At 73.6% G+C, this 23888-nt stretch carries 22 protein-coding genes; 7 read left to right on the top strand and 15 right to left on the bottom strand.

Annotated elements, in window-relative coordinates; translation table 11 throughout:
- Positions 1-38: 38 nt before the first annotated feature.
- The 15 genes from ACFY2K_RS04505 to ACFY2K_RS04435 form a co-directional block, all read right to left on the bottom strand.
- Positions 39-1073, bottom strand: coding sequence for a ketopantoate reductase family protein (locus ACFY2K_RS04505; RefSeq protein WP_380523176.1), 1035 nt, complete (start codon positions 1071-1073; stop codon positions 39-41).
- A 6-nt stretch (positions 1074-1079) separates the two neighbouring features.
- Positions 1080-2327 (bottom strand): acetyl-CoA carboxylase biotin carboxylase subunit family protein, encoded by a 1248-nt coding sequence (locus ACFY2K_RS04500; protein ID WP_387709545.1) that lies wholly within the window; start codon positions 2325-2327, stop codon positions 1080-1082.
- Between the two features lie 98 nt (positions 2328-2425).
- On the bottom strand, positions 2426-2914 hold the full coding sequence (locus ACFY2K_RS04495; RefSeq protein WP_375887320.1) for a flavin reductase family protein: 489 nt from the start codon (positions 2912-2914) through the stop codon (positions 2426-2428).
- The gene (locus tag ACFY2K_RS04490) at positions 2911-4224 is read right to left on the bottom strand and encodes an ATP-grasp domain-containing protein (protein WP_380396593.1); all 1314 of its coding nucleotides are present in this window, start codon (positions 4222-4224) and stop codon (positions 2911-2913) included. The genes ACFY2K_RS04495 and ACFY2K_RS04490 overlap by 4 nt, the downstream gene beginning before the upstream one ends.
- A complete protein-coding gene (locus tag ACFY2K_RS04485; protein ID WP_380523178.1) occupies positions 4221-5093 on the bottom strand; it encodes an NAD(P)-dependent oxidoreductase in 873 nt (290 codons plus the stop codon). Before ACFY2K_RS04485 ends, ACFY2K_RS04490 begins: the two co-directional genes overlap by 4 nt.
- Positions 5094-5119: 26 nt before the next feature.
- Positions 5120-6361 carry an MFS transporter gene (locus tag ACFY2K_RS04480; RefSeq protein WP_380396591.1) on the bottom strand — a complete coding sequence of 414 codons (1242 nt, stop codon included), beginning with the start codon at positions 6359-6361 and terminating at the stop codon, positions 5120-5122.
- On the bottom strand, positions 6361-7362 hold the full coding sequence (locus ACFY2K_RS04475) for a diiron oxygenase (RefSeq protein WP_375887310.1): 1002 nt from the start codon (positions 7360-7362) through the stop codon (positions 6361-6363). The genes ACFY2K_RS04480 and ACFY2K_RS04475 overlap by 1 nt, the downstream gene beginning before the upstream one ends.
- Positions 7359-8660: a diaminobutyrate--2-oxoglutarate transaminase gene (gene ectB / locus ACFY2K_RS04470; RefSeq protein ID WP_380523179.1), complete on the bottom strand. Its 1302-nt coding sequence runs from the start codon at positions 8658-8660 to the stop codon at positions 7359-7361. The genes ACFY2K_RS04475 and ectB overlap by 4 nt, the downstream gene beginning before the upstream one ends.
- On the bottom strand, positions 8657-9622 hold the full coding sequence (locus tag ACFY2K_RS04465) for a 3-methyl-2-oxobutanoate hydroxymethyltransferase (protein ID WP_380523180.1): 966 nt from the start codon (positions 9620-9622) through the stop codon (positions 8657-8659). Before ACFY2K_RS04465 ends, ectB begins: the two co-directional genes overlap by 4 nt.
- A complete protein-coding gene (locus ACFY2K_RS04460; RefSeq protein ID WP_375887303.1) occupies positions 9612-10781 on the bottom strand; it encodes a pyridoxal phosphate-dependent aminotransferase in 1170 nt (389 codons plus the stop codon). The genes ACFY2K_RS04465 and ACFY2K_RS04460 overlap by 11 nt, the downstream gene beginning before the upstream one ends.
- Before the next feature lie 41 nt (positions 10782-10822).
- Positions 10823-12178, bottom strand: coding sequence for an LLM class flavin-dependent oxidoreductase (locus ACFY2K_RS04455; protein ID WP_375887300.1), 1356 nt, complete (start codon positions 12176-12178; stop codon positions 10823-10825).
- Between the two features lie 80 nt (positions 12179-12258).
- Positions 12259-12513 carry a hypothetical protein gene (locus ACFY2K_RS04450; protein ID WP_375887298.1) on the bottom strand — a complete coding sequence of 85 codons (255 nt, stop codon included), beginning with the start codon at positions 12511-12513 and terminating at the stop codon, positions 12259-12261.
- 376 nt (positions 12514-12889) lie between these two features.
- On the bottom strand, positions 12890-13873 hold the full coding sequence (locus ACFY2K_RS04445) for a zinc-binding alcohol dehydrogenase family protein (RefSeq protein WP_380396587.1): 984 nt from the start codon (positions 13871-13873) through the stop codon (positions 12890-12892).
- 283 nt (positions 13874-14156) lie between these two features.
- Positions 14157-14846 carry an HAD family hydrolase gene (locus ACFY2K_RS04440; protein WP_375887293.1) on the bottom strand — a complete coding sequence of 230 codons (690 nt, stop codon included), beginning with the start codon at positions 14844-14846 and terminating at the stop codon, positions 14157-14159.
- Between the two features lie 79 nt (positions 14847-14925).
- A complete protein-coding gene (locus tag ACFY2K_RS04435; RefSeq protein WP_380586705.1) occupies positions 14926-15720 on the bottom strand; it encodes an AfsA-related hotdog domain-containing protein in 795 nt (264 codons plus the stop codon).
- A gap of 313 nt (positions 15721-16033) precedes the next feature.
- Here ACFY2K_RS04435 and ACFY2K_RS04430 point away from each other — a divergent pair, with 313 nt between their 5' ends.
- The 7 genes from ACFY2K_RS04430 to ACFY2K_RS04400 all read left to right on the top strand — a co-directional run bounded on the left by ACFY2K_RS04430 (position 16034) and on the right by ACFY2K_RS04400 (position 23881).
- The gene (locus ACFY2K_RS04430; RefSeq protein WP_375887288.1) at positions 16034-17596 is read left to right on the top strand and encodes an MFS transporter; all 1563 of its coding nucleotides are present in this window, start codon (positions 16034-16036) and stop codon (positions 17594-17596) included.
- A gap of 170 nt (positions 17597-17766) precedes the next feature.
- Positions 17767-18717 (top strand): aldo/keto reductase, encoded by a 951-nt coding sequence (locus ACFY2K_RS04425; RefSeq protein WP_375887286.1) that lies wholly within the window; start codon positions 17767-17769, stop codon positions 18715-18717.
- 95 nt (positions 18718-18812) lie between these two features.
- On the top strand, positions 18813-19784 hold the full coding sequence (locus ACFY2K_RS04420; protein WP_387709538.1) for an aldo/keto reductase: 972 nt from the start codon (positions 18813-18815) through the stop codon (positions 19782-19784).
- Positions 19785-19886: 102 nt separating this feature from the next.
- Complete coding sequence (locus ACFY2K_RS04415) at positions 19887-20372, top strand: MarR family winged helix-turn-helix transcriptional regulator (RefSeq protein WP_375887281.1); 486 nt, start codon at positions 19887-19889, stop codon at positions 20370-20372.
- A 67-nt stretch (positions 20373-20439) separates the two neighbouring features.
- Entirely contained in the window at positions 20440-20907 is a 468-nt protein-coding gene (locus ACFY2K_RS04410; RefSeq protein WP_375887278.1) for a MarR family winged helix-turn-helix transcriptional regulator, read from the top strand.
- Between the two features lie 223 nt (positions 20908-21130).
- Positions 21131-22138, top strand: coding sequence for a 3-oxoacyl-ACP synthase III family protein (locus ACFY2K_RS04405; protein WP_375887277.1), 1008 nt, complete (start codon positions 21131-21133; stop codon positions 22136-22138).
- 102 nt (positions 22139-22240) lie between these two features.
- On the top strand, positions 22241-23881 hold the full coding sequence (locus ACFY2K_RS04400; RefSeq protein WP_380639489.1) for an FAD-dependent monooxygenase: 1641 nt from the start codon (positions 22241-22243) through the stop codon (positions 23879-23881).
- Positions 23882-23888: the final 7 nt, after the last annotated feature.

Here is a 23888-nt window from a genome sequence, read left to right as displayed (position 1 = left end):
GCGGACCACCGCCCGGCCCGTCCTGCCTACTGCCCTGCCTACTGTCCTGCCGCGAGGGGCTGTTCGTCCGCCGCCCGCCCGATCAGCTCGGCCAGCTCCGCCACGGCCAGGCTGCCGGGCTCGCGGCGCTCCCGCACCCAGCGGTGCACCAGCTCCTGGAGCAGCTCGTTGACGGGCGTCGGCACCCCGCAGCCGCGCCCCAGCAGCACGACCTCCCCGTTCAGGTAGTCCACCTCGGCGGACCGGCCGCCCCGCTTGAGGCTCTGCCAGGTCGAGCCGTGCCCGGCCCCCGGGTCCGACGGCCGGCGCTCGACCGCGCCGAGGCGCAGTTCGGTCAGCTCCTCGGGCGTCGCGAACGCGATGCCCGAACGCTCCAGCACCGCGACGGCCTCGGCCCGCGCCCGGACGGCCAGCTCCGCGGATTCGGCCCCGGGCCGCTGCCCGCACAGCGCGTCGACGGCGTTGGCCAGGTTGTCGACCAGCTTGCCGTACTTCCAGCGCAGCACGTCCTCGACCACCTCGGCCCGGAAGTCGGCCGCGGTGAGGTCGGCGGCGATCTGCCGGACGGTGTCGTCGGCGCCGTCCGGGTAGCGGCCCAGGGCGAGGGCGCCGGTGCGCGGCCCGCACCAGGTGCGCACCTCGCCCGGGGTGAGGAAGGCGGCCGGCAGCACGACCATGGCGCCGTACACCCGGCGGAAGTGCCGCAGCGCCAGCCGCTCGTTCTCCACCCCGTTCTGGAGGCAGACCAGCGGCAGCCGGGCGCCGGCCCGCGCACCGGCCGGGCCGACCGGGCGGTCGGCCCAGTCGGCCAGCGCGGCCGCGGTGTCCTGGGTCTTGACGGCCAGCAGCAGGACGTCGCCCTCGCGCAGCTCGACCTCCTGCGGACCGGCGGCCACCGGGATCCGGGCGGTGTCCGCCCCCGCCGGGCCGTGCACGGTCAGCCCGTGCTCGCGCAGCGCCGCGCCGTGCTCGCCGCGCGCGACCAGGACCACCTGCCGCCCGGCCCGGTGCAGCCGCGCGCCGACCACGCCGCCGACCGCCCCGGCGCCGATCACGATGTACCGCTCGTCCATCGACTCCTACTCCTCCCAGCTGATCCCGTTCGCGTACCACGCGGCCAACTCATCGGCGTTGGCGGCGATTTCGTCCGCGTCCCGGCCAATGATCACATAGCCGCCGAGGTAGTCCCCGGACTTCTCGCCGCCGTGGTAGCGGTGTCCGACCGTGCCCTTGATCCGCTCCTCGACCACGAAGGACGGCGGGTCCTGCGGCAGCCCGGTCAGCCGGCCCTGCCCGGGGTAGAACAGCACCCAGCCGCCGGAGCCGCCCGGCGGCACGGCCCGCAGCTCCTCGGCCCGGGGGATCCGCTCGCCGAGCTGGGCGGCGAACCAGCGCTGGTCCAGGTCGAAGCCGGTGGCGGCGCGGATCGCCCCGGTGGTGCGGGCCCCGCCGGTCCGGCTGGCGACCTCGCAGAGCACCAGGCGGTCGTCGGGGGTGAGGAAGACCTCCAGGTGGAAGTTGGTGCAGTCCGGCGTCGGGAGCACCGCCAGCACCGTCTCGGCGTACTCGATCAGGCGCTCCACCAGCGGCTCGCCGCGGTTCATCTGGGCCGAGCCGAGGTAGCCGCCGGAGTGGAAGGTGAGGCAGTCGTTGAGGTAGTGCGAGACGAACACGGCGGCCAACCGGCCCTCGGCGACCAGGCCGTCGACGACGTACATCCGGCCGTCGACGAAGCGCTCCACCTCGGCGTGCTCGGGCAGGCCCCCGGCGAGCAGTTCGGTGAGGTCGGCCTCGTCGCGCAGCACCACGGTGCCCTTGGAGCCGGAGCCCAGGGCGGGCTTCACCACCACCGGGTAGCCGTGCTCGCGGAGGAAGCCGAACAGGTCGAGGGCGACCCGCACCGGCGCGAACTCCGGTACGTCCAGGCCCTTCTCGCGCAGCATCGTCTTCATCAGGACCTTGTCGCGGAAGGCCAGGGCGCTGTCCCAGTGCTGGCCGGGCAGGCCGAGCAGCTCGCGCAGCCGGGCGGCCCGCAGCACGTCCCGCTCGCCGCGGGCGATCACCGCGGCGAAGTCCTGGTCGGCCAACTCCATGGCCACCCGCTCCAGTTCACTGCCGCCGTGGTAGCCGGAGATCGACCGGGCGGCCGGCAGGTGGGCGTACTGCGGGTACTTCTCCTCGGAGACCAGCAGGGTCAGCCGGACGCCGAGTTCGGCCGCCCAGACGTCGTACGGGGTGTCGGCGTGGTCGCTGTCCACCAGCACCAGGGCGTGCGGGGCGGTCGCCCCGGTGGCCGGCTGCTGCGGCGGTCGTGCTTCCGTCTCCATTGCTCCTCCAGTCGGATGGTGGGCGGGGGCCGGCTCCCGGCCGGGGTCAACTCCCGACGGGGTCAACTCCCGCGCCGAGGTCAACTCCCGCGCCGGGGTCAGCTCCTGGCCAGGGCGGGCTGGTCCACCGGCTGCATCACGCCGTGCAGGTGGACCAGGCTGTCGCCCGGCGCGCCCCGGCGGACCTCCGTGACGGCGGCCGTGACCACGTGGTGGTCGCCCAGGGTGCGGACGTCGTGCCGGGTGCAGACCAGCCAGCTCAGGCAGCCGTCGAGCAGCGGGACCTGGTGCGGCCCGGGGTGCCAGCGGGTGTCCGGGCCGAAGCGGTCGGCGCCCGGGGTGGCGAACAGCCGGGCCAGCTCCTGCTGGTGGGCGCCGAGGATCTGGACGCCGAACCACTCGCTGTCCCGGACCCGCGGCCAGGTGCTGGACGTCTCCGCCAGGGCGAAGGAGACCAGGGCCGGGCTGGCGCTGACCGAGGTGAAGGAGGTGATCGTCACCCCGACCGGCCCGGGCGCGGTGAGCACCGCGATCCCGGCCGCGTGCGGGCGCAGCGCGGCGCGCAGTTCCTTGGCGTCGACGCTCACTCGGCGGCCCCCGGGCCGGGGGCCGGGGCGGCGCCGACCAGCCGGTCCGGGCGGGCCGCGATGGTGGCCAGGGTGCGGGCCGGCGGGCCGGTCTCGGCGGGCGCGGTCCGGATCGCGATCCGGGCGGCGAGGGCGCTCGCCCGCTCGGCCGCGTCCCGGCCGTCCCGGCCGCGGGCCAGCACCAGGCCGCAGCGGTCGTAGGACCAGGCGATCGGCACCACGGTGTCGCCCGGGGCGACGCTCACCGAGGCGTCGACGACCGCCGGGTCGGCGAGCACCCCGTCCAGGCCCTCGACCGAGGCGACCACGCCGGGTTCGGCGGTCAGGAAGCGGATCGAGGCGCCGCAGGACGGCTCCCCGGGCCGGACCGGGTCGGTGCGCCCGGCGTACCAGAGGAAGGCCAGGGCGTCGGTGTCGATCCCGTAGACCTCCTTCACCAGGTCGGTGATCCGGTCCCCGCCGCGCCGGCTGTGCGACTCGACCAGCCGGGGGCCCTGTTCGGTGAGGATCACCTCGGTGTGCGCGGGGCCGTCGGCCAGGCCGACGGTGTCGAGCATCGCGAAGACCAGGTCCTCGACCCGGCGGGCGGTGGCGTCCTCCAGCGGGGCGGGCTGGGTGTGGCCGACCTCGACGAAGGAGGCGAGCTTCTCCTTGGCCGTGAAGGCGAGCACCACGTGCCGGCCGGCGTAGCTGAAGGTCTCCACGCTGATCTCGGTGCCCGACAGGAACTGCTCCATCAGGAAGGAGTGCAGTCCGAAGCCGGCCGCCCAGGCGCCCGCCTCGTCGACGGCGGCGAGGTCCTCGACGAAGCGCACCCCGAGGCTGCCGGAGCCGTAGCGCGGCTTGATCACGGTCGGGCCGTGCTCGGCCACGAAGGCGCGGATGTCCTCGGTGCCGTGCCCGATCCGGGCCGCGACGGCGTCCACGCCGCGCTCGGCGAGCAGGGTGCGGAAGGCCAGCTTGTCCTGGAGCACCTGGACGAGGTCCAGCCCGTTGCCGGGCAGGCCGAGCCGGGTGGTCGCGGCGGCGGCCGGCTCCAGGCCGTCCTCGATGATCGAGACCACCCGGACCAGCGGGCGGGACCGGTGCACGGTGGCGAGCAGTTCGGCGACGGCGGCGGGCTCCCGGTAGTCCGTCAGGTAGGCCTCGGCGACGTGCGCCAGGCCGGCCGGGTCCAGCTCCTGCGGCCCGTACACCCAGACGATCTCGAAGCCCGCGGCGCGCACCTTGCGCAGGGTGGCGGGGGTGCCGCCGATCACGGCGATCCGCGGCGCGGGCGCGCCCTCGGCGGGGCTGGTGCGCTCGCTCATGACCGCAGCTCCCGTCCGGCCTCGGACTCCAGCCAGCGGACCAGCTCGACGTTGTCGGCCTGCTCCGGCAGCTTCTCCCGGGCGTCCTCCCAGAGCGCCCGGCAGGCCCGGCCCAGGTCGGAGCGGCCGCCGGCGTCCGCCAGCAGCCGGTCGGCGATCCGCAGGTCCTTGAGCATCAGCCGCAGGGCGAAGCCGGAGTCGAAGGTGCCGGTCAGCACGTGCGCCGGGAACTTGGTCTCGGAGGCGTGGTTGCGGCCGGTGGAGGCGTTCACCACCTCCAGCATGACGGCCGGTTCGAGGCCGAACGCCTGCCCCGCGAGCAGGACTTCGGCGGTGGCGGCGAGGCTGACCGAGGACAGCAGGTTGTTCAGCGCCTTCAACGCGTGGCCGGCGCCGGACGGGCCGACCCGGTACACCCGGCCGAGGGCGGTGAGCGCCGGCTCGGCCAGGTCGAGGGCCTGCGGGTCGCCGGCCGCCATCAGGGTCAGCTCGCCGCCGCGGGCCGCCGCCGGGCTGCCGGAGACCGGGGCGTCCACCACGTGCACGCCGTACCGGGCGGCCAGTTCGCGCAGTTCCCGGGTGTCGGCCGGGTCGCTGGAGCCGGTGTCGACCAGCACCGAGCCGGCCGCCATGGCCGGCAGCAGCTGCTCGGCGACGGCCCGGACGGCGGCGCCGTCCGGCAGCATGGTGACCACGACCGGCGCGGCCAGGCCGGCGGGCGCGGCCGCGGCGGTGATGCCGCTCTGCTCGGCCGCCCGTTCGGCTGCGGCGGCGTCCAGGTCGAAGGCCGCCACCTCGAAACCGGCCTCGGCCAGGCGCCGGCACATGCCGCCGCCCATCGTCCCGAGTCCGGCGAATCCGATCCGCATGGTCGGTCTCCCTACGTTCGCATCCATCACGTTGTCGTCAATTCGGTTTCCCGGGCGGGTAGTTTGGCGTGCCCGGCGAGCGCGACCCGCTCCGCCGCGGCGCCGGTCAGCGCGAACACCGCGGCCGCGCCGATCCAGCCGACCGCGCCGGAGCCGAGCAGCAGCCCGGTGACCACCACCGGTCCGAGCACCCGCTGGCCGGCCAGGCCGAGGCCGAACACGGCCAGGTAGCGGCCGCGCGCCTCGGGCGGGGCGAGCTCGATGGACAGGCTCCAGGTGGCCGAGGTGCTGACCACCTCGCCCACCGACAGCGCCACGATCGCCAGCACCAGCATCAGGACGGACGCCGCGCCGTGCACCGCGCCCGCCGCGGCGAAGCACAGGCTGCAGGCGGCCAGCGCGATCCCGCCCCACAGCAGCATCCGGCTGCTGCGCCGCACCTCGTCGGCGAGCCGGCTCACCGGCAGCTGGGCGACCACCACCAGGACGGTGTTGAGCGCGTACAGCACCGACACGGTGGCGTGCGGGGCGGTGGTGTGGTCCAGCACCCAGACCGGCATCGCCACCAGCAGCAGCACGTCGAAGAAGGACAACAGGAAGTTCAGGCCGGTCAGCGCCAGGTAGTGGCGGTCCGGCAGGGCCCGGGGGCCGCCGCCGACGGGGGTGGCGGCGGCGGCCGGTCGGGGCGGGGCGGGCACCCGCAGGACCAGGACGGCGCCGCCCAGGAACGCCGCGGTGATCAGCACCATGGTGATCCGGTACGCCTCGACGGTGTCGAGGGTGAGCGTCACCCCGCCGGCCATGGCGCCGAGCCCCAGGCCGATGTTGCGCACCACGTTGACCAGGCCGAGCAGCCGGCTGCGGTCGCGCTGCTGCGGCAGCGCGGCCGCGACCAGGGCCTGGAGCACCGGCGGGCCGGCCCGGTCGAAGGCCACCGAGAAGAGGGTGACCAGCAGGTACTGCCAGAGGTCCGTCACGAACGCGAAGGCGAGGAAGCAGAGTCCGCGCCCCGCGTACACGGTGGCGAGCACCCGCCGGGCGCCGTGCCGGTCGGCGAGCACCCCGGCCAGCAGCGAGCCGGCCAGGGCGGCGGCGCCGGCCACCGCGAGGCCGGTCGCCACCTGGTTGGCGGACAGCCCGACGTGCCGGGTGAACCAGGCGATCGAGCTGGCCGTGAACAGGCCGATGCCCAGGGACTGGACGAGTGCGGCCAGGGCCAGTCGGCGCCCTTCGGCGGAGAGCTCCCGCAGACCGACCGGCCGCCGCATCACTCGACCCCGAAGTCGAAGTCGACCAGTTCGGTCAGCTCCATCTCGCGCACGATCCGGCGGATGCCGGAGAAGTCGCGCACCAGCAGGTTGCTGCCCGCGGCCCGCCGGCAGTCCTCGACGATCTCGTCGGCCTTCTCGAACCCGGCGTGCTTGAGGATGCCGGGCCAGACGGCGAAGTCCTGGGCGACGAAGGCGTTCAGGGCCTCGGGCAGGGCGCCGACGAAGGCCCGCTGCTGCTCCTTGTTCAGGTGGGTGTAGAGGCCCTTGGCGACCTCGACCATCACGGAGGAGTGGGCGGACTCGTCGCGGGCGTGCAGCCGGGGCACCAGCGCGTGCAGCGGCTGGACGGTCTCGTCCCGGGAGAGCAGCTCCAGGTAGGCGTTGACGCTGATCTCCGAGACGGTCGTCCAGACCAGCTTGAGGAGGTCGCGCTCCCACTTCTCGGAGACCTTGGCCTCGGCCTCCAGCAGCCGCCGGTAGGTGACGGTGTGCGGGTAGGCCGGCTCGGCGGTCACCTCGCGCAGCTCCCGGGTGCGCTGCATGGCGACCATGTGCATGTAGGTGTGCCACACCTCGTCGACGTGGGTCTGCTGCACCGCCCGCTTGGTGTGCACGCCGTCGGCGCCGGGGAAGACGCCGTGCATGATCATCGCGAAGGTCGGGTTGGCGACGTACTCCTCGGCCGCGATGACCCGCTCGTTGTAGACCAGCCAGGCCAGCGTCTGCACGGTCCGCCGCTGCTCCGGGGTGGCGGCCAGCCAGAGCGGGTGCTCGGCGAAGGGCAGCAGCCGCTCAGGGTAGTCGGGCAGCGCGGCGTCGTACTCCGCGGGGTCGGGGTCGGTGATCCGGTCCAGGTCGGTGCGGACGGTGGCGCGGCGCGGCCAGGAAGCGGCGAGCCGGCGCAGCACCGTCTCGTCGATGCCGTGGGCGTGGTCGTCGGGCCCGTCCGCGGCCTCCGGGGCGCCGGGGGTGTCGAGGTCGTGCAGCAGATCGGTCATCGGTCCTCCTCCTTGCGGGACACCGCGTCGATGACGTCGGCGAGCAGCGTGATGCCGTGCGTCAGCCGGTCCTCGGCGAGCACGATCGGCGGCATGATCTTGAGCACCTGGCCGCGCGCACCGGTGGTCTCCACCAGCAGCCCGGCGGCGAACGCGGCGCGCGAGACCTTGTCCGCGAGGGCGGGGTCGGTGAAGCCGAGGCCGCGGATCAGGCCCCGGCCGCGCGGGGTGCAGCCGAGCGCGGCGAAGCGCCGGGCGAGGTCGGCCAGCAGGCCGTCCAGCACCTTCACCCGGGCGGCCAGGCCCTCGGTGAACGCCGGGTCGGCCCAGTGGTCCAGGACGGCGGCGGCGGTGACGAAGGCCAGGTTGTTGCCGCGGAAGGTGCCGCTGTGCTCGCCCGGGCCGAGCTGGTCCAGCTCCGGCTTGACCAGCACCAGCGCCATCGGCAGCCCGTAGCCGCTGATCGACTTGGACAGGCACACCAGGTCCGGGGTGATGCCGGACTCCTCGAAGCTGAAGAAGGTGCCGGTCCGGCCGCAGCCGGCCTGGATGTCGTCGACGATCAGCAGGATGTCCCGCTCCCGGGCGACCTGCGCCAGCCGGCGCAGCCACTCGGGGGTCGCGGTGGCCAGGCCGCCCTCGCCCTGCACGGTCTCCACCACGAAGGCCGCGGGCTTGTCCATGCCGCTGCCCGGGTCGTCCAGCATCCGGGTCAGGTAGTCGATGGTGTCGACGCCCTCGCCGGCGAAGCCCTCGTACGGCATCCGCACCACGTTGCCCAGCGGGACGCCGGCCGCGTCGCGCTTGAAGGCGGTGGCGGAGGCGGCGAGCGCGCCGAGCGAGAGGCCGTGGAAGCCGCCGGTGAAGGCGACGATGTCGGTGCGGCCGGTGACCCGGCGGGCCGTCTTGAACGCGGACTCGATCGCGTTGGTGCCGGTCGGGCCGGTGAACTGGACCCGGTAGGAGAGGCCGCGCGGGGCCAGCACGACCTCCTGGAAGCGCTCCAGGAAGCGGCGCTTGGCGCCGGTGTGCAGGTCCAGCCCGTGCACCGGACCGTCCGCGAGCAGGTAGTCCACCAGCGCCTGGCGGGCGTCGGCCGGGTTGTGACCGTAGTTCAGCGCGCCGGCACCGGACAGGAAGTCCAGGTACTCGCGGCCGTCCTCGTCCCACATCCGGTGCCCGCTGGCCCGGGTGAAGACCGCCGGGAAGCGCCGGCAGTAGGTGCGGATCGCGGACTCCAGCTGGTCGAAGACCTCGGTGCCGGAGGAGGGGCCGGTGGGCAGGGTGGTGGTCGTCATCGGGCGCTCCAGGGCTCGGTCGCGGAGATCCGCTCGGTCTCCTCGGGGGTCAGGACGGTGCGCGGCGACAGCGGGAAGCTGCCGTCCAGGGTGAGCCCGATCAGCTCGCGCAGGCGGTCCGCGATCAGGTCCGGGGTGTAGCGGGTCGGGGCCTCGGCGGCCTCGATCACCGCGGTCGGCGGGAAGAACCGGCCGCCGCGGGCCGGGCGGACCACCGCGTCCCAGACGTTGAGGCTCTGTCCGCCCCACTCGGCCCGGCCGCTGAACACCGAGTACAGCGGGATGCCGGCGGCGTGCGGGCGGCTCAGCGCCCGGTTGACGGGCTCGCTGACCATCTCGACGATCAGGCCGGCCGCGCCCGCGTCCCGCACCCGGCGGGCCTGGGCGAACATCCGCTCCGCGTCCTCGACGCTGTCGCCGTGCCGGCTCAGCTCGCCGCGCTGCGGGGTGTAGCCGAGGTGGCCGAGGGTGGTGCCGCCGGTCCGCGCGAGCGCCTCCAGGCAGTCGAGGTCGCCGTCGCCGGCCAGCTCGACCTTCACCGCGTCGGCGCCCGCCGCCCGGAACCGCTCGCCGGCGGCGAGGGCGGCCGCGGGGCTCGCGGTCGCGCCGTCCGGCAGGTCGGCCAGCAGGAAGGGCCGGCGGTGGGCCGGGAAGTGCGCGTCGATCGCCTCGCGCACCTCGGCGACCAGCCCGGTCAGGGTGGCCATCGCCCACTCGCGCTCGGCGTCGTCGGCCAGCGCGGTGCTCGGGCGGCCCAGGTGGGTCATGAAGTAGGAGTCGCCGACCATCACGCACTCCAGCGGGCAGTCGGCCAGTTCGGGCGCCTCCAGCGCCCGGGCCAGGCCCTCCACCTCGTAGCCCCGGTAGGCGTTGACCTTGAGGCCGACGCGCGACGGCGCGTCGTAGCGGCGCAGGAACGGAGCCAGGCCGGAATGCTCCAGGACCACCGTGTCAGTGCTCATCGATGCCCTCCCCGTAGATCTTGTTGATGCGGTCGATCGCCTCCGCCACCAGCGGCGGCGTGGCGGCGGTGAAGCAGAGCCGGGCCCAGTCGGCGCAGTGGGCGCCGAACACCCGGCCGGGGGCCAGTCCCACGCCCAGTTCGGCGCAGCGGCGGACGAAGCGTTCGCCGTCGCCGTAGGCGGCCAGGTCGAGGAAGGTGTACAGCCCGCCGGAGACCGCGGTGTGCGGGACCTCCAGCTTGGAGTCCGCGAGCCACCAGGCCGCGGCGGCCCGGTCGCGGCGGCGGGTGAGCTCCTCGGCCGGGGTGCGCAGCGCCTCGTACGCGGCGAACTGGGCCGCGGTGGAGACCGAGTAGAGCGAGTGCAGGGACCACTTGGTGAGCGCCTCGGCCAGGCCGGGCGGCGAGACCAGGAAGCCCACCCGGGCGCCCGGCATCGCGTAGGTCTTGCTGCAGCTGTACACCGAGAAGGTGCGCTCGGCGGCCCGCCCGACGGTGGCCGGGTCGACGAAGCCGGTCCGGGTGAAGTCGTAGTTCTCGTAGGCGTTGTCGGCGATCAGCCACAGGTCGTGCCGCTCGGCCAGCTCGGTGAGCGCCGCCAGCTGGGCCTCGCTGAGCCGGTAGCCGGTCGGGTTGTTGGGGTTGTTGAAGTAGATCGCCCGGGTGCGGTCGGTCACCGCCCGCTCGATCACCGACAGGAAGTCGAAGTCGGCGTCGGCGCTGAGCTCCAGGAAGACCGGCACCTCGCGCGGCACCCCGCCGGCCGCCCACACCAGGCCGGTCGCGAACAGCCACTGCGGGGACAGCACCAGCACCTCGTCGCCCTGGCCCAGGATCGCGTGCAGCAGCACCGAGATGGCGTGGGTGCCGCCGTTGCTGACCAGCACCTGCGCGGGCTCGACCGGGCTGCCGCGGCGGGCCGCCAGGTGCTCGGCGAAGGCCTCGCGCAGTTGTCGGACGCCGCCGGGCGGGGCGTGCTGGTGGGCGGCGGTGGCGAACTCCTCGGCGTTCCACGGCCGGGGGCGGGCGCAGGGCTCGAAGACCGTCTTGCCCTGGTGCAGGCCGATCGGGGCCAGGTCGCCGCTGCGGCTGAGCAGTTCCTCGACCTGGACCAGGGGCGAGGGGGGAATCTCTCTGAGGTCTCGTGCCAGTGACGGCATGCTCGGATGCTCCTCGGGTTCTCGGATGACGTGCGAGCTGTTCAGACGTTCTCGGCGCGGGCGGCGGCGCCGTGGGCGGGGCGGTCCAGGCCGAGGTTCTCGCGCAGCGTGGTGCCCTCGTACTCGGTGCGGAACAGGCCGCGGCGCTGGAGTTCGGGGACGACGAGGTCGGCGAAGTCGGTCAGGCCGTCCGGCAGCACCGGCGGCATCACGTTGTAGCCGTCGGCCGCGCCGCCGGTGAACCACTCCTCCATCGCGTCCGCGATCTCCTCCGGGGTGCCGATCAGCACCCGGTGGCCGCGGCCGCCGGAGACGGACTGGTAGAGCTGCTTGATGGTCAGCCCCTCGCGCCGCGCCTTGTCGTAGACCAGCCGCTGCCGACTGGTGCTGCCCTGGGTCTCGGGCAGTTCGGGCAGCGGGCCGTCCACCGGGCTGCCGGAGACGTCGACGTCGCCGAGCAGCTGGGTGAGCAGGCCGAACCCGACCACCGGGTCGACGAGTTCCTGAAGTACGGCGTACTTGTCCTCGGCCTCGGCGCGGGTGCGGCCGACCACCGGGAACAGCCCCGGCATGATCTTCACCTGCTCCGGGTCGCGCCCGTGCGCCCGGACCTGCTCGCCCATCGCCCGGTAGAAGGCCTGCCCCTCCTCCAGGGTCTGGCTGGCGGTGAAGATCACCTCGGCCCACCGGGCCGCGAAGTCCTGGCCGTCGGCGGAGGCGCCGGCCTGGATCAGCACCGGGTAGCCCTGCGGCGGGCGGGACACGTTGAGCGGGCCGGCGACCGAGAAGTGCTCGCCCTTGTGGCCGAGGACGTGCAGCTTCTCGGGCCGGAAGAACTGCCCGCCGTCCTTGTCGAAGAGGAAGGCGTCGTCCTCCCAGCTGTCCCACAGCCCGGTGACCACCTCCATGAACTCGCGGGCCCGGTGGTAGCGGGCGCCGTGGTCCGGCTGGGAGTCCCGGTTGAAGTTGCGGGCCTCGGCGTCGGTCACCGAGGTGACGATGTTCCAGGCCGCCCGGCCCGCGCTCAGGTGGTCGATCGAGGCGAACTTGCGGGCCAGGTGGAACGGCTCGTTGTAGGTGGTCGAGGCGGTCGCGGCCAGGCCGATCCGCTCGGTGTGCACCGAGAGCGCGGACAGCAGGGTGATCGGGTCGAACTGCAGGAACCGTCCCCAGCGGCTGAGTTCGTCGGCGTCCTGGTACGGCGTGCGGATGCCGACGCCGTCCGCGACGAAGAACATGTCGAACTTGGCCCGCTCGGCCGTGCGCACCAGGTCCCGGTAGTGGCCGAAGTCCAGGCCGCCGTCGGCCCGCGCCGCCGGGTGCCGCCAGGAGGCGACGTGGTACCCGGGGACGAGCATGAACGCCCCCAGCTTCATCATCCGGCGTGTCCCGCCCATGACCTTTTCCTCCCTGTCCGTTGACGATCGGTCCCGACCCCGCGGGTCGTTCACTCGCCCGTCGTTCACTCGCCGGTCGTTCACTCGCCGGGGGCGAACTCCGGCCCGGTCACACCCCAGTGGGTGTCGTCGGTGACCGGCGCGCCCCAGTGGGTGTCGTCCGCGACCGGCACCGGTGCACCCCAGTGGGTGTCGGCCGAGGAGTGCGCCATGCCCCAGTGGGTGTCGTCGACCGACCCGCTGCCCGGGCCGGCGACCGCCAGGACCACCCCGACCGCCATCGCGCCGGCCGCCAGGCCGAGCACGGTGCGGATCATGATCCGGGTCTTCGTCATTGCGCTCTCCCCCATGTGCTGTTCGCTGTGCTGTCGTGCGCCTTCGCCCGGCCCGGGGTGTGGTCCCGGTCCGGTTCCGCCGGGCGGCCCCGGCTGGGACCAGTCCAGACCGGTGCGCTTTCCAACCACCTTTCACGGGGCCTCCGCCGCGGCCCGAGTGTCGAAAGGCGATCAGAAGGACTCCAGAAGGGGGTTGCGCTCACGGCCCCCGGGACGGCGGTTCCGCGTGAGCCTCCGGGCGGGGCCTTCGGACGGGCTTCCGGCCGGGCTCGCGGACGGGAACGCGCGTGCGGGAACGCCGAAGGGCCGCCCCCGCCGGATGGCGGAGGCGGCCCTCGGGGCCTGTCTCTTGGATCTTGGTACGGGCGGCCGGGTGTCAGGCCTTGACGCGCAGGACGAGCTTGCCGGTGGAGCCGCGGGCCTCCAGGATCTCGTGCGCCTTGACGGCCTCCTCCAGGGCGAGTTCGGTGGTCTCGATCCGGACGGCGCCGGTGGCGAGCTGGCGGGCGGCCTCCACCAGGTGGCCGTGGACCAGGTCGGGCTGCTGGTCGGCGAGGCCGCCGATGTTGTAGCCGGCCACCGTCTTGGCGGTGTACCACATCTGGTTGGCCTCGTAGGTGTGGTCCTGCTGCGAGGCGTTGCCGAAGACCACGTGGCGGCCGAGCGGGGCCAGCAGGTCCAGGGCCTTGGCGCGCAGCGGGCCGCCGATGGAGTCCAGCAGGATGTCGACGCCGCGGCCGCCGGTCACCTCGGCGAGGCGCTCCTCCAGCTCGTCGTAGGTGAACACCTCGTCGTAGCCGAACTTCTCCTTGGCGAACGCGGCCTTGTCGGCGGTGCTCACCGCGCCGTAGACGGCGCCGGCGCCCAGGTTGCGGGCGATCTGCGCGGCGCCGCTGCCCACGCCGCCGGCGCCGGCCAGCACCAGGACGCTCTCGCCCTCGCGGACCCGGGCCACGTCGTGCAGGATCGCCCAGGAGACCGGCAGGTTGCAGGGGAAGGCGGCCGCGACCGGGCCGGGGATGGCGTCCAGCTCGCCGTCGAGGGCGACGGTCAGCCGCTCGCGGGCCACCGCGACCTCGGCGTAGCCGCCGCCGGCCAGGGTGATCGCGGAGACCCGCTGGCCGGGGCGCAGGTTGGTGACGCCCTCGCCGACGGCGCGGACGGTCCCGGTGACCTCCAGGCCGGGGACGTGCGGGGTGCCGGGCTGGAACTGGCCGCGGCGGAACATCACCTCGGCGAAGTTGACGCCCGCGTACTCCACGTCGATCGACACCTCGCCCGCACCGGGCTCGGGGATCTCCACCTCGACGAGGGTCAGGACCTCGGGGCCGCCGTAGCTGTCGAAACGAATGGCGCGCATGGGAATGCCTCCTGGCTGCTGTGCTGTCGAACTGCTGCTGCTACTGGTCTGCCGGCGCCGCGGCGAGCCGCGTGGACCGCGGCGCACCGCGTGAACTGCCGGGTACTGCGTGAACTTCCGCTCACGGCGGGGTACTTCGGTGGACCGGGCCGGTCCGCTTCGAGCCGCTTCGCGCCCTTGCGGGGCGCGTCGAGCCGCCGAACAGCGGACCGGGTCGGTCGGGGGGCGCCCGCCCGGGCCGGGGGGACCCGGGCGGGCGCCGGGGGGTGGGACGGTCGGTCGGTCAGTGCTGCGCCGCGCCGTGGCCGAGGCCGGGCAGCCGGCTCCAGCCCCCGCGGTCGGCGTGCTCGGTCAGCACCGGGTCGTCGCCCACCACCGTGGGGTGGCCGACGAGTCGGAGCAGGTCGAGGTCGGAGGAGTGGTCGCCGTAGGCGTGGCACTCCCGCGGGTCGAAGCCGCCCCGGTCGAGCAGCTCGCGGGCGGCGACGGCCTTGGCCGCGCCGATCATCGGCCGCTCCAGTTCACCGGTGAGGATCCCGTCGGCCACCAGCGGGCGGCTGCACAGGACGGTGCCGGCGTCGACGTACCGGGCGATCGGGTCCAGGCAGCCGGGGAAGGACCCGGAGACCAGGACGGTGTGGTGGCCCTGCTCGGTGTGCCGACGGAAGGCGGCCAGGGCGGGGGCGTGGAAGAGCTCCCCCTCCCCGGTCCGCTGCCGGAACCACTGCTCGCCCTGCTCGGCGAGGTCGGCCTCCCGCACGCCGGTGAACAGCCGGTAGTACGCCCGGTTGACCTCCTCGCGCGGCACGCCGCCGTCCGCCAGCCGGCGGAGGGCGCCGTGGTCCCGCGCGTAGTCGGACTCCGGGCGGCCCTCGACCCGGTACCGGAAGGCCAGGAAGTCGAACATGCTCTTGACGTTGATCAAGGTCTCGTCGACGTCGAAGAAGGCCGCGGGGCCGGTCGGGCGGGTCACTGGGTGCTCCTGGGGTTCGTCATGGCGTCCGGGGTCCGTCCGGGATGAGTCCGCGGCCGGTCGGGCCGGGTGGGGTGGGTCAGCGCGAGCCGACGACGACCAGCTCGCCCTCCCGCTCCTGCTCGGTGCGGGCGAGGCGGACCTGCTCGACGGTGCGGGCCGCGCGCTTGCCCTCCTTCTGCGAGATGACGTCGCTCTCGAAGGCGGTGAACTCGACCCGGGACAGCGAGGCGCGGGCGCCGCCCTGGTGGACGGCGATCTCGACGCCGAAGGACAGCCGCTCGGGGTTGTCGATGCTCGCGCTGAGGATCTCGTAGTCGACGGTGGCGTCCAGCGGGAACAGGAAGTTCTCGAAGTCCGTGTCGAAGCTCTTGATCACGTAGTAGTACTGCCGCTCCGGCCAGGCCGAGGCGTAGAACCGCTCGGTGACGGCCAGGAACATCTGCCGCGCCGCCTCGATGATGATCATGCCCTGGATGTGCTGGCCGGTGGTGTGGTCCAGGAGCAGTTCGTTGTCGTTGTCCAGTCTCAGGTCCGCCTGGTAGCGCAGCGCGTCGATCTGGCGCAGGCCGGCGATCAGGACGTTCTGCTCGCGGTGCTTGTGCGCCTCGTCCCGGTAGGCCAGGCTCGGCTGCAGCCCGGGCACCGAGATGCGGTCGGCCGCACCGTAGCGGGTGATCTCACGGGCCACCCAGTCCCACTCGTACGAGCTCATGCCCTGACCGTTGATCAGCGTCAGGCGGAGCTCGGGGTCACTGTAGCGCCCCGCCCGCAGCTCCTTGACGAACCCACCCGCGGTGGCCACTCCGTCGTTCGTGGCCAGAGCGCCGAAGCGGTCGCCGACCAGGTACAGAACCTCGGTCCGATGCGTCATGTCAATGCCCCCATCACATGAAGTGCGCGTGGCGCGCGTCTCTGAACAGGCAAAAGGCTGAATTGCAGCCCTCTCCCGCCTTCCTGACGGGAGGCCAGCTGCCCAGGACAGTATCAGCATTCGTAGACAGCTTACGACCCTGTCTCATATCAAGACTTCCTCAAGAATCCCGATGCAAGGTCAACCGACCGCCTTGACGGCCGCCACGGCGAACCTATAGCGTCCTCTGCCATGAGTAAGAACCCTGATACCGACCAGGGTTCTTGCTGCTAATCGAACTCATCGACACCTTCGACATCGGAGTCCTCGACCCATGAAGAGCTACCCACGCACCACGCTCGCCGCGGTGTGCATCGCCGGCGGGCTGCTCCCCGCCTCGCTCACCGGCGCCTCGGTGGCCCTGCCGAAGATCGCCACCGACCTGGGCGCGGGCCTCGGACCGCTCCAGTGGGTGGTCAACGGCTACAACCTGACCTTCGCCAGCTTCATGCTCGCCTGCGGCGCCATCGCCGACCTGGTCGGCCGCCGCAGAATGCTGGGCATCGGCATCACGCTCTTCGGCCTCTGCTCCCTGGTCAGCGGCCTGAGCAGCAACATCTACCTGCTGGACGGCGCCCGCCTGCTGGCCGGCGCGGCCGCCGCCGCGGTGCTCACCGCCGGCAGCGCGGTGCTCGCCACCACCTTCTCCGGGCCCGCCCAGGCCAAGGCCTTCGGCGTCCTCGGGTCCTCCTTCGGCGTCGGACTCGCCCTCGGCCCCTCCACCTCCGGCCTGCTGGTCTCCTCCTTCGGCTGGCGCTCGGTCTTCCTGCTGCACGCGGCGATCGACCTGGCCCTGCTGCTGGCCCTGCCGCGGATCACCGAGTCCCGTGACCCGGGCGCCCGCGGCGTCGACTGGGGCGGCACCGTCACCTTCACCACCAGCCTCGCGCTGGTCACCCTCGCCATGGTCGAGGGCCCCCAGCAGGGCTGGACCAGCCCCGTCGTGCTCGGCCTGCTGGCCGGCTTCGTGCTGCTGCTCGCGCTCTTCGTGATCGTCGAACTGCGCCAGGAGCGCCCGATGTTCGACATCTCCCTGTTCACCCAGGGCCGCTTCGTCGCGATCTGCTTCGTCCCCGTCGCGCTCGCCTTCGGCTTCGTCTGCCTGCTGGTCTTCCTGCCCTCCTACTTCATGGGCGCCAACCGGTTCAGCAGCTCCGAGGCCGGCGCCGTGATGCTGCTGCTCACCGCCCCCGTGCTGGTCTTCCCGATCATCGCCGGTCGCCTCGCCCAGAAGATCTCGGTCCGCACCCTGCTGGCCGTCAGCCTGCTGCTGGTCGCCGGCGGCGCCGCCTGGCTCACCACCATCCACCCGGGCATCGGCGTGGCCGGCCTGATCGGTCCGTTCCTGATCATCGGCACCGGCGTCGGCATCTCCTTCGGCCTGCTGGACGGCGCCGCGATCGGCTCCGTCCCGCCGGAGCGGGCCGGCATGGCCGCGGGCATGTTCAACACCATGCGCCTGGCCAGCGAGGCGATCGCCATCGCCGGCATGGGCTCCGTCCTGGTCAGCCTGGTCAGCTCCAACGTCTCCGAGAACCTCGACTCCTACGGCAGCGGCTTCACCGGCAACCCGGACGGCCTCGCCGCCAAGGTCGCCCAGGGCAACCTGGCCGACCCGGAGTCCGGTGTCGCCGAGGCCGGCCGCCAGGCCTTCCACACCTTCCTCGCCGACGGCTACACCGACGCGCTGCGCACCGTGCTGTGGATCCTGGCCGGCGTGGCCGCGCTCAGCGCCCCGCTGATCGCCGTGATGCTCCGTGACCGCAAGGCCGCCGCCTCCGCGGTGACCGCCCCGGAGGCCGAGCAGGCCCCGGAGCCGGTCGGCGCCGGGCGCTGACGCCCGCCTCGACCGGCCTGACGGCCAGACCCGAGCGACCGGTCCGGGAGGGGCGCGGTGAACCCGCCGCCCCGCCCGGACCGCTCCGCCTCCGTACCTCCCGCACCTCCGCCACCCGCTGCACCCGCTGCCGCCCGCCGCACCCCCGAACCACCGCGAAGGAAGAGATCATGCACAGCCGCCAGCTCGGCCCCACCGGCCTCGACGTCGGAGCCATCGGCCTCGGCTGCATGGGGATGACCGACTTCTACACCACCGGCGGCTACGACGAGGCCGCCTCGGTCGAGGTCGTCCACCACGCCCTCGACCAGGGCATGAACCTGATCGACACCGCGGACGTCTACGGCCCGCACAGCAACGAGGAGTTGCTCGGCCGGGCACTGGCCGGCCGCCGGGAGCGGGCCGTCCTGGCCACCAAGGTCGGGCTGGTCCAGGAGCCGGACCGGCCGATGTACCGCAACGGCCGCCCCGAGCACATCCACGCCTCGATCCGCGCCTCGCTCAAGCGCCTCGGCACCGACCACGTCGACCTGTACTACCTGCACCGGGTGGACCCGGACGTCCCGCTGGCCGAGTCCTGGGGCGCGATGGCCGAACTGGTCGAGGCCGGCCTGGTCCGCGGCATCGGCCTCTCCGAGGTCGGCGTCGAGGAGCTGGCGGCCGCGCAGGCCGTCCACCCGGTCGCCGCCGTCCAGACCGAACTGTCGCTGTGGAGCCGGGAGGTGCTCGCCGACGTGCTGCCCTGGTGCTCGGCCCACGGCGCCGCCTTCGTCCCGTACTCCCCGCTCGGCCGCGGCTTCCTCACCGGCGGCTACACCAGCCCGGACGCCTTCGCGCCGGACGACTACCGCACCGCCAACCCGCGCTTCGCCCGGGAGGCCTTCGCCGCCAACCTCGCCATCGTCGAGACCCTGCGGCGGGTCGCCGAACGGCACGGCGCCACCCCGGGGCAGGTCGCCCTGGCCTGGACCCTCGCCCAGGGCGAGCAGGTCGTCCCGATCCCCGGCACCAAGCGGATCGGCCACCTCGCCGAGAACGCCGGCGCGGCCGACCTGCGACTGTCCGACGCCGACCTGACCGAGCTGGACTCCGCGCCGGCCCCGGTCGGCTCGCGCTACTGACACCCCGTCACCCGCGCTCCTCCCCAGCCCGCTCCACCACCCCCGCCCCCACGCCCCACCCCCCGACCCGCACCAACCACGAGGAGAGACCTTCCATGGCACAGCAGCGCACCCTGGGCGCCGAGGGACCCGCCGTCGGCCCGATCGGCCTCGGCTGCATGGGGATGAACTGGGTGTACACCTCCCAGCTGCAGAGCACCGAGGAGTCGATCGGCGCCATCCGGCACGCCGTCGACCTCGGCATCACCCTGCTCGACACCGCGGACCTCTACGGCCCCTTCACCAACGAGGAGTTGCTCGGCGAGGCACTCCGCGGCGGGCTGCGCGAGCAGGTCGTGCTCGCCACCAAGGGCGGCCTCAAGGCCGGCCCGGAGTCCCACCTCGGCTCGGTGCAGGTGTCCGCCGACGGCCGGCCGGAGCACCTGCGCGCCGCGGTGGAGGGCTCGCTGCGCCGACTGGGCACCGACCGGATCGACGTCTACTACCTGCACCGGGTCGACCCGAGGGTCCCGCTGGTGGAGAGCTGGGGCGCCCTGGCCGAGCTCCAGCAGGCGGGCAAGATCGTGCAGTTGGGCCTGTGCGAGGTCTCCGCCGGCCAGCTGGACGCGGCGCACGCGATCGCCCCGGTCGGCGCCGTGCAGTCCGAACTGTCGGTGTGGAGCCGGGACCCGCTGGCCGAGGTGCTGCCCTGGTGCAAGGCCAACGGCGCCGCCTTCGTCCCGTTCTCCCCGCTCGGCCGGGGCTTCCTGGCCGGCCGCTTCGACGGCGAGAACGCGCCGGACCAGGACGACTTCCGGGCCCGGCTGCCGCGCTTCCAGGAGGAGGCGCGGGCGCAGAACCAGCGGATCTCGGACGGCATCCAGGAGGTCGCCACCCGCAACGGCGCCACCCCCGCCCAGGTCGCCCTGGCCTGGACGCTGGCCCAGGGCGAGCACGTCGTGCCGATCCCCGGCAGCACCCGCCGGCTCCACATCGAGCAGAACGCCGCGGCCGCCGAGGTCCTGCTGAGCGCCGATGATCTGGCCGCGTTGGACTCCCTCCCGGCTCCGGTCGGAACCCGCTACTGACTTGCCCCGCAGACGAGTTCGTTTTCCGAGTTGTCAATCAGGGCTCTACGAAGTATTAAGGTTCTGAGTAGCAGTTCAGGTTCCGACCACCGAGGAGGCCCCGTGGCTCCCCCCGACCAGGACGTCCCCTCCCGAAGGCTGGGACACCTCCTCAAGCAGTGCGAGCAGACCATGATGGCCGCGCGCGGCCGGGCGCTGCGCACGGTCGGCCTGACCGTGCCGCAGTACCTGACCCTCCGGGTACTGGCCGAGCACCCGGACGCGTCCGGGGCCCAGCTGGCCCGGCACTGCCTGGTCACGCCGCAGACCATGGCCACCCGGCTCGCCTCCCTGGAGGGGCGCGGGCTGGTCCGCCGGCAGGTCTCCTCGGTCCACTCGCACGTCTTCACCGCGCGGCTGACCGAGGAGGGCCGGGCCCTGACGGTCCGGGGCGAGGCGGCCGAGCACACGGCCGAACAACGGCTGGTCAGCTCGTTCCTGGCGGAGGAGGTGGTGGTTTTCCGCTCACTGTTGCGGCGCGCCGTGGCAGCGGTGTCCGTACCGGAAGCCGACCCGGTTGGCCCGAATCAGTTCGTACGTAGCGACTGATCAGCCCACTGATGTACCTTAAAGTCCGAATAATCCGCCGTGGGGGGCAGCCAGGGATGCGATCACTGTGACCGAAAACAGCTCCAACCAGCCGAACTCAGCTCCGCTCGATTTCCACGACCGCCTGGGCCATGCCATCAAGCGGGCCGAGCAGGCGCTGATCGGCGAGAAGACCCGCGCGCTGCGCACCGTCGACCTGACGGTTCCGCAGTACGTGACCCTGCTCGTGCTCCAGCAGTCCTCCGGAATGTCCGGGGCGCAGCTGGCCCGGGAGTGCATGGTCACGCCGCAGACCATGACCACGATCCTGACCAATCTGGAGAACAAGGGCCTCATCACCCGTGAGACGTCGAGCGTGCACCAGAAGGTGCTCGTGGCCAAGCTCACCCGCTCCGGCCGCACACTGGCGAAGAAGGCCGACACCTTGGCCCGCGGGGTCGAGAAGCGGCTCACCGACGCCTTCGACGACACCGAGCAGGCCCAGCTGCGCGAGCTGCTGGAGCGCTCGGCGGCGGCTCTGCGCAAGACCGACTGAGCCGCACCGCGGCAGCACCGCAGTACGGGGCGGAAGGCCGCCCCCTGGACGCCCGATCACCACCCGGGGCGTCGAGGGGGCGGCCTTTCCCATGTCCGGGGTCGGACGCCCCACGCTCCGGAGGCCTCATGCTTCGGACACAGCCTATGGTCCACCCATTCATTAACATTGCGATACTGGACAAGGCATTGACCTAAGTCAGGCCTCTGATACTGTATCGATCATGCAGACAGCGCAGCAGCACGCGTCGTCCATCGGCATCCTCGGCACCGGGTCGCACCTGCCCGCGAACGCCGTCGACAACACCCTGGTCGGCTCCCGGGCCGGCGTGACCGCCGAGTGGATCCACCGCAAGACCGGCATCAGCGAGCGGCGCTACGCCGCCGAGGGCGAGGCCACCTCCGACCTCGCCGCGCACGCCGCCCGGGCCGCCCTCGCCGACGCCGGGATCCGCCCCGGCCAGCTCGACCACATCGTCGTGGCCACCTCCACGCCCGACCACCCGCAGCCCGCCACGGCCGCCATCGTGCAGGACCTGATCGGCGCCGAGCAGGCCGCCGCCTTCGACCTGAACTCGGTCTGCAGCGGCTTCGCCTTCGCCCTGCACACCGCCCACCGCCTGATCGCCGACGGCGGCCACGCGCTGGTGATCGGCGCCGACGTCTACTCCCGGATCATCGACCCCACCGACCGCCGCACCGCGATCCTGTTCGGCGACGGCGCCGGCGCCGTCGTGCTCGGCCCCGTCCCGGCCGGCTACGGCATCGAGACCTCCCTGCTGGAGACCTTCGGCCGGCACCACCGCACCATCCGGGTCCCGGCCGGCGGCAGCCGTAGACCGGCCTCGCCCGAGAGCCTGGCCGAGGGCGACCACTGGTTCGCCATGAACGGCCGCGAGGTCCGCGAGTTCGTCACCGACCGGCTGCCGCTCACGGTCAAGGAGCTGCTCCGCCGGGCCGACCGCACCGGCACCGAGGTCGACCACTTCGTGCCGCACCAGGCCAACGGCCAGATGCTGGCCGAGATCCTGCCCTCGCTCGGCCTGGAGCGCGCCCGCACCCACCTCACCGTCGCCGAGTACGGCAACACCGGCGCCGCCTCCGTCCCGATCACCCTCGACGCCGCGAACCGCGCCGGCGCCCTGCGCGACGGCGAACTGGTGCTGCTCTCCGGCTTCGGCGGCGGCATGTCGATCGGCAGCAGCCTGCTGCGCTGGCACGCCGCCGCGTAGTCCAGGCGCACCGCCCGCCCCCGAACGACCTCCCCTGACGACGACGGGGCCCGCACCGCAACCGGCCCGGCACCCGCCCGACACCCGTACGAGAGAAGAGACGTGACCAGCAGCGCCGACCCCACCGCCCCCCGCCCCACCGGCAGACGGCCCGTCCTGATCGTCGGCGCCGGCCCGGTCGGACTCACCTCCGCGGCCGAACTGCTGCGCCGCGGCGTCGACATCCACCTGGTCGACCGAGCCCCGGCCCCCTCCCCGCTCACCAAGGCCCTGCTGGTCTGGCCGCGCACCCTGGAGGTGCTGCGCCGGCTCGCCGACCCGGCCGGCACCGCCGACCGCAGCCTGCCGGTCGACGCCTTCCACTACTACTCCGAGGGCCGCCCGATCGCCACGCTCGACCTGACCGGTCGCGCCCAGCCGGTGATCCTCCCCCAGCCCGAGATCGAGGACCTGCTCGGCGCCGCCGTCACCCGGCTCGGCGGCGAGGTCGAACGCGGCACCGCGCTCACCGGGCTGGAGCAGCACCCCGACCACGTGGTCGCCGTGCTGCGCGGCGCCGACGGCACCGAGCGGCGCGCCGAGTACGCGTACGTCCTCGGCTGCGACGGGGCCGGCAGCACCGTCCGGGAGCTGCTCGGCCTCAGCTTCGAGGGCCTCACCTACCCCAACACCTTCATGCTGGTCGACGCCTACGTGGACGGCCCGCTCAAGCACGACGCCGCCCACTACTTCTGCTCCTCGCGCGGCGTGCTGGTGATCATCGGACTGCCCGGCGGCCGCTCCCGGGTCTTCACCTCGCTCCCGCCCGGCCTCGCCCCCGAGGACGCCACCCTGGAGCTGATGCAGCAGGTCGTGGACGAGCGCGGCCCGGGCGGCCTCACCCTCCGCGACTCGGCCTGGACCAGCACCTTCGCGGTGCACGCCCGGCACGCCGAGCGCTACCGCGAGGGCCGGGTGTTCCTGGTCGGCGACGCCGCCCACATCCACAGCCCGGCCGGCGGCCAGGGCCTCAACACCGGTGTCACCGACGCCCAGAACCTCGCCTGGAAGCTCGCCCTGGTCTGGCGCGGCGAGGCCGGCGCACCGCTGCTCGACAGCTACCACACCGAGCGCACCCAGGTCGCCCGCGCCGTCGTCCGCCAGGCCGACCTGCAGACCCGCGCCTGGCTGCTGCGCAAGCCCGCCCAGGTCACCGCCCGCGACCGGGCCGCCGCGGCCGCCTCCCGGTTCGGCCTGTTCGACCTCGACTACATCCCCTGGCTGGCCGGCCTGCGCACCGTCTACGGCGAGGGCCGGGAGACCAGGCTGCGCAGCTGGAAGCTCTGGGGCCACCGCTTCGTGCCCGGGGCGCTCACCCCCGACCGGCAGGTCTGGGACCGCCGGCTCGGCCGCCGGCTGTCGCTGCGCGAGGCCGTCTCCGACCTCCAGCACACCCTGCTGGTCGAACTGCCCGGAACCGCCCTGCCGCCGCGGGTCGCCCGCGCCCTGGAGCAGGCCGAGAAGCGCCACCCCGGGCTGCTGGACGTCCGGGTGCTGGACGCCACCGGCACCCTGCACGACGGCGCACCGGCCGAGCCCGACCCCGCCCGCGGGTCGTCCGGCCGCACCGCCGGCCGCGGGTCCGGCCGCGGCTCCGTGGTGCTGGTCCGCCCCGACCAGCACGTCCACGCCCGGCTCCCGCTGCACGAGGCGCACCGGGTCACCGCCCTGCTGGACGAGGCCCTGCACCACCCCGCCCGCTGATCCCGCC

It is taken from the genome of Kitasatospora sp. NPDC001309, from assembly GCF_042896295.1.
Taxonomy (GTDB): Bacteria; Actinomycetota; Actinomycetes; order Streptomycetales; family Streptomycetaceae; genus Kitasatospora.
Note: the sequence above shows the minus strand (reverse complement) of the source record. Positions and strands in the feature narration are given on the sequence as shown.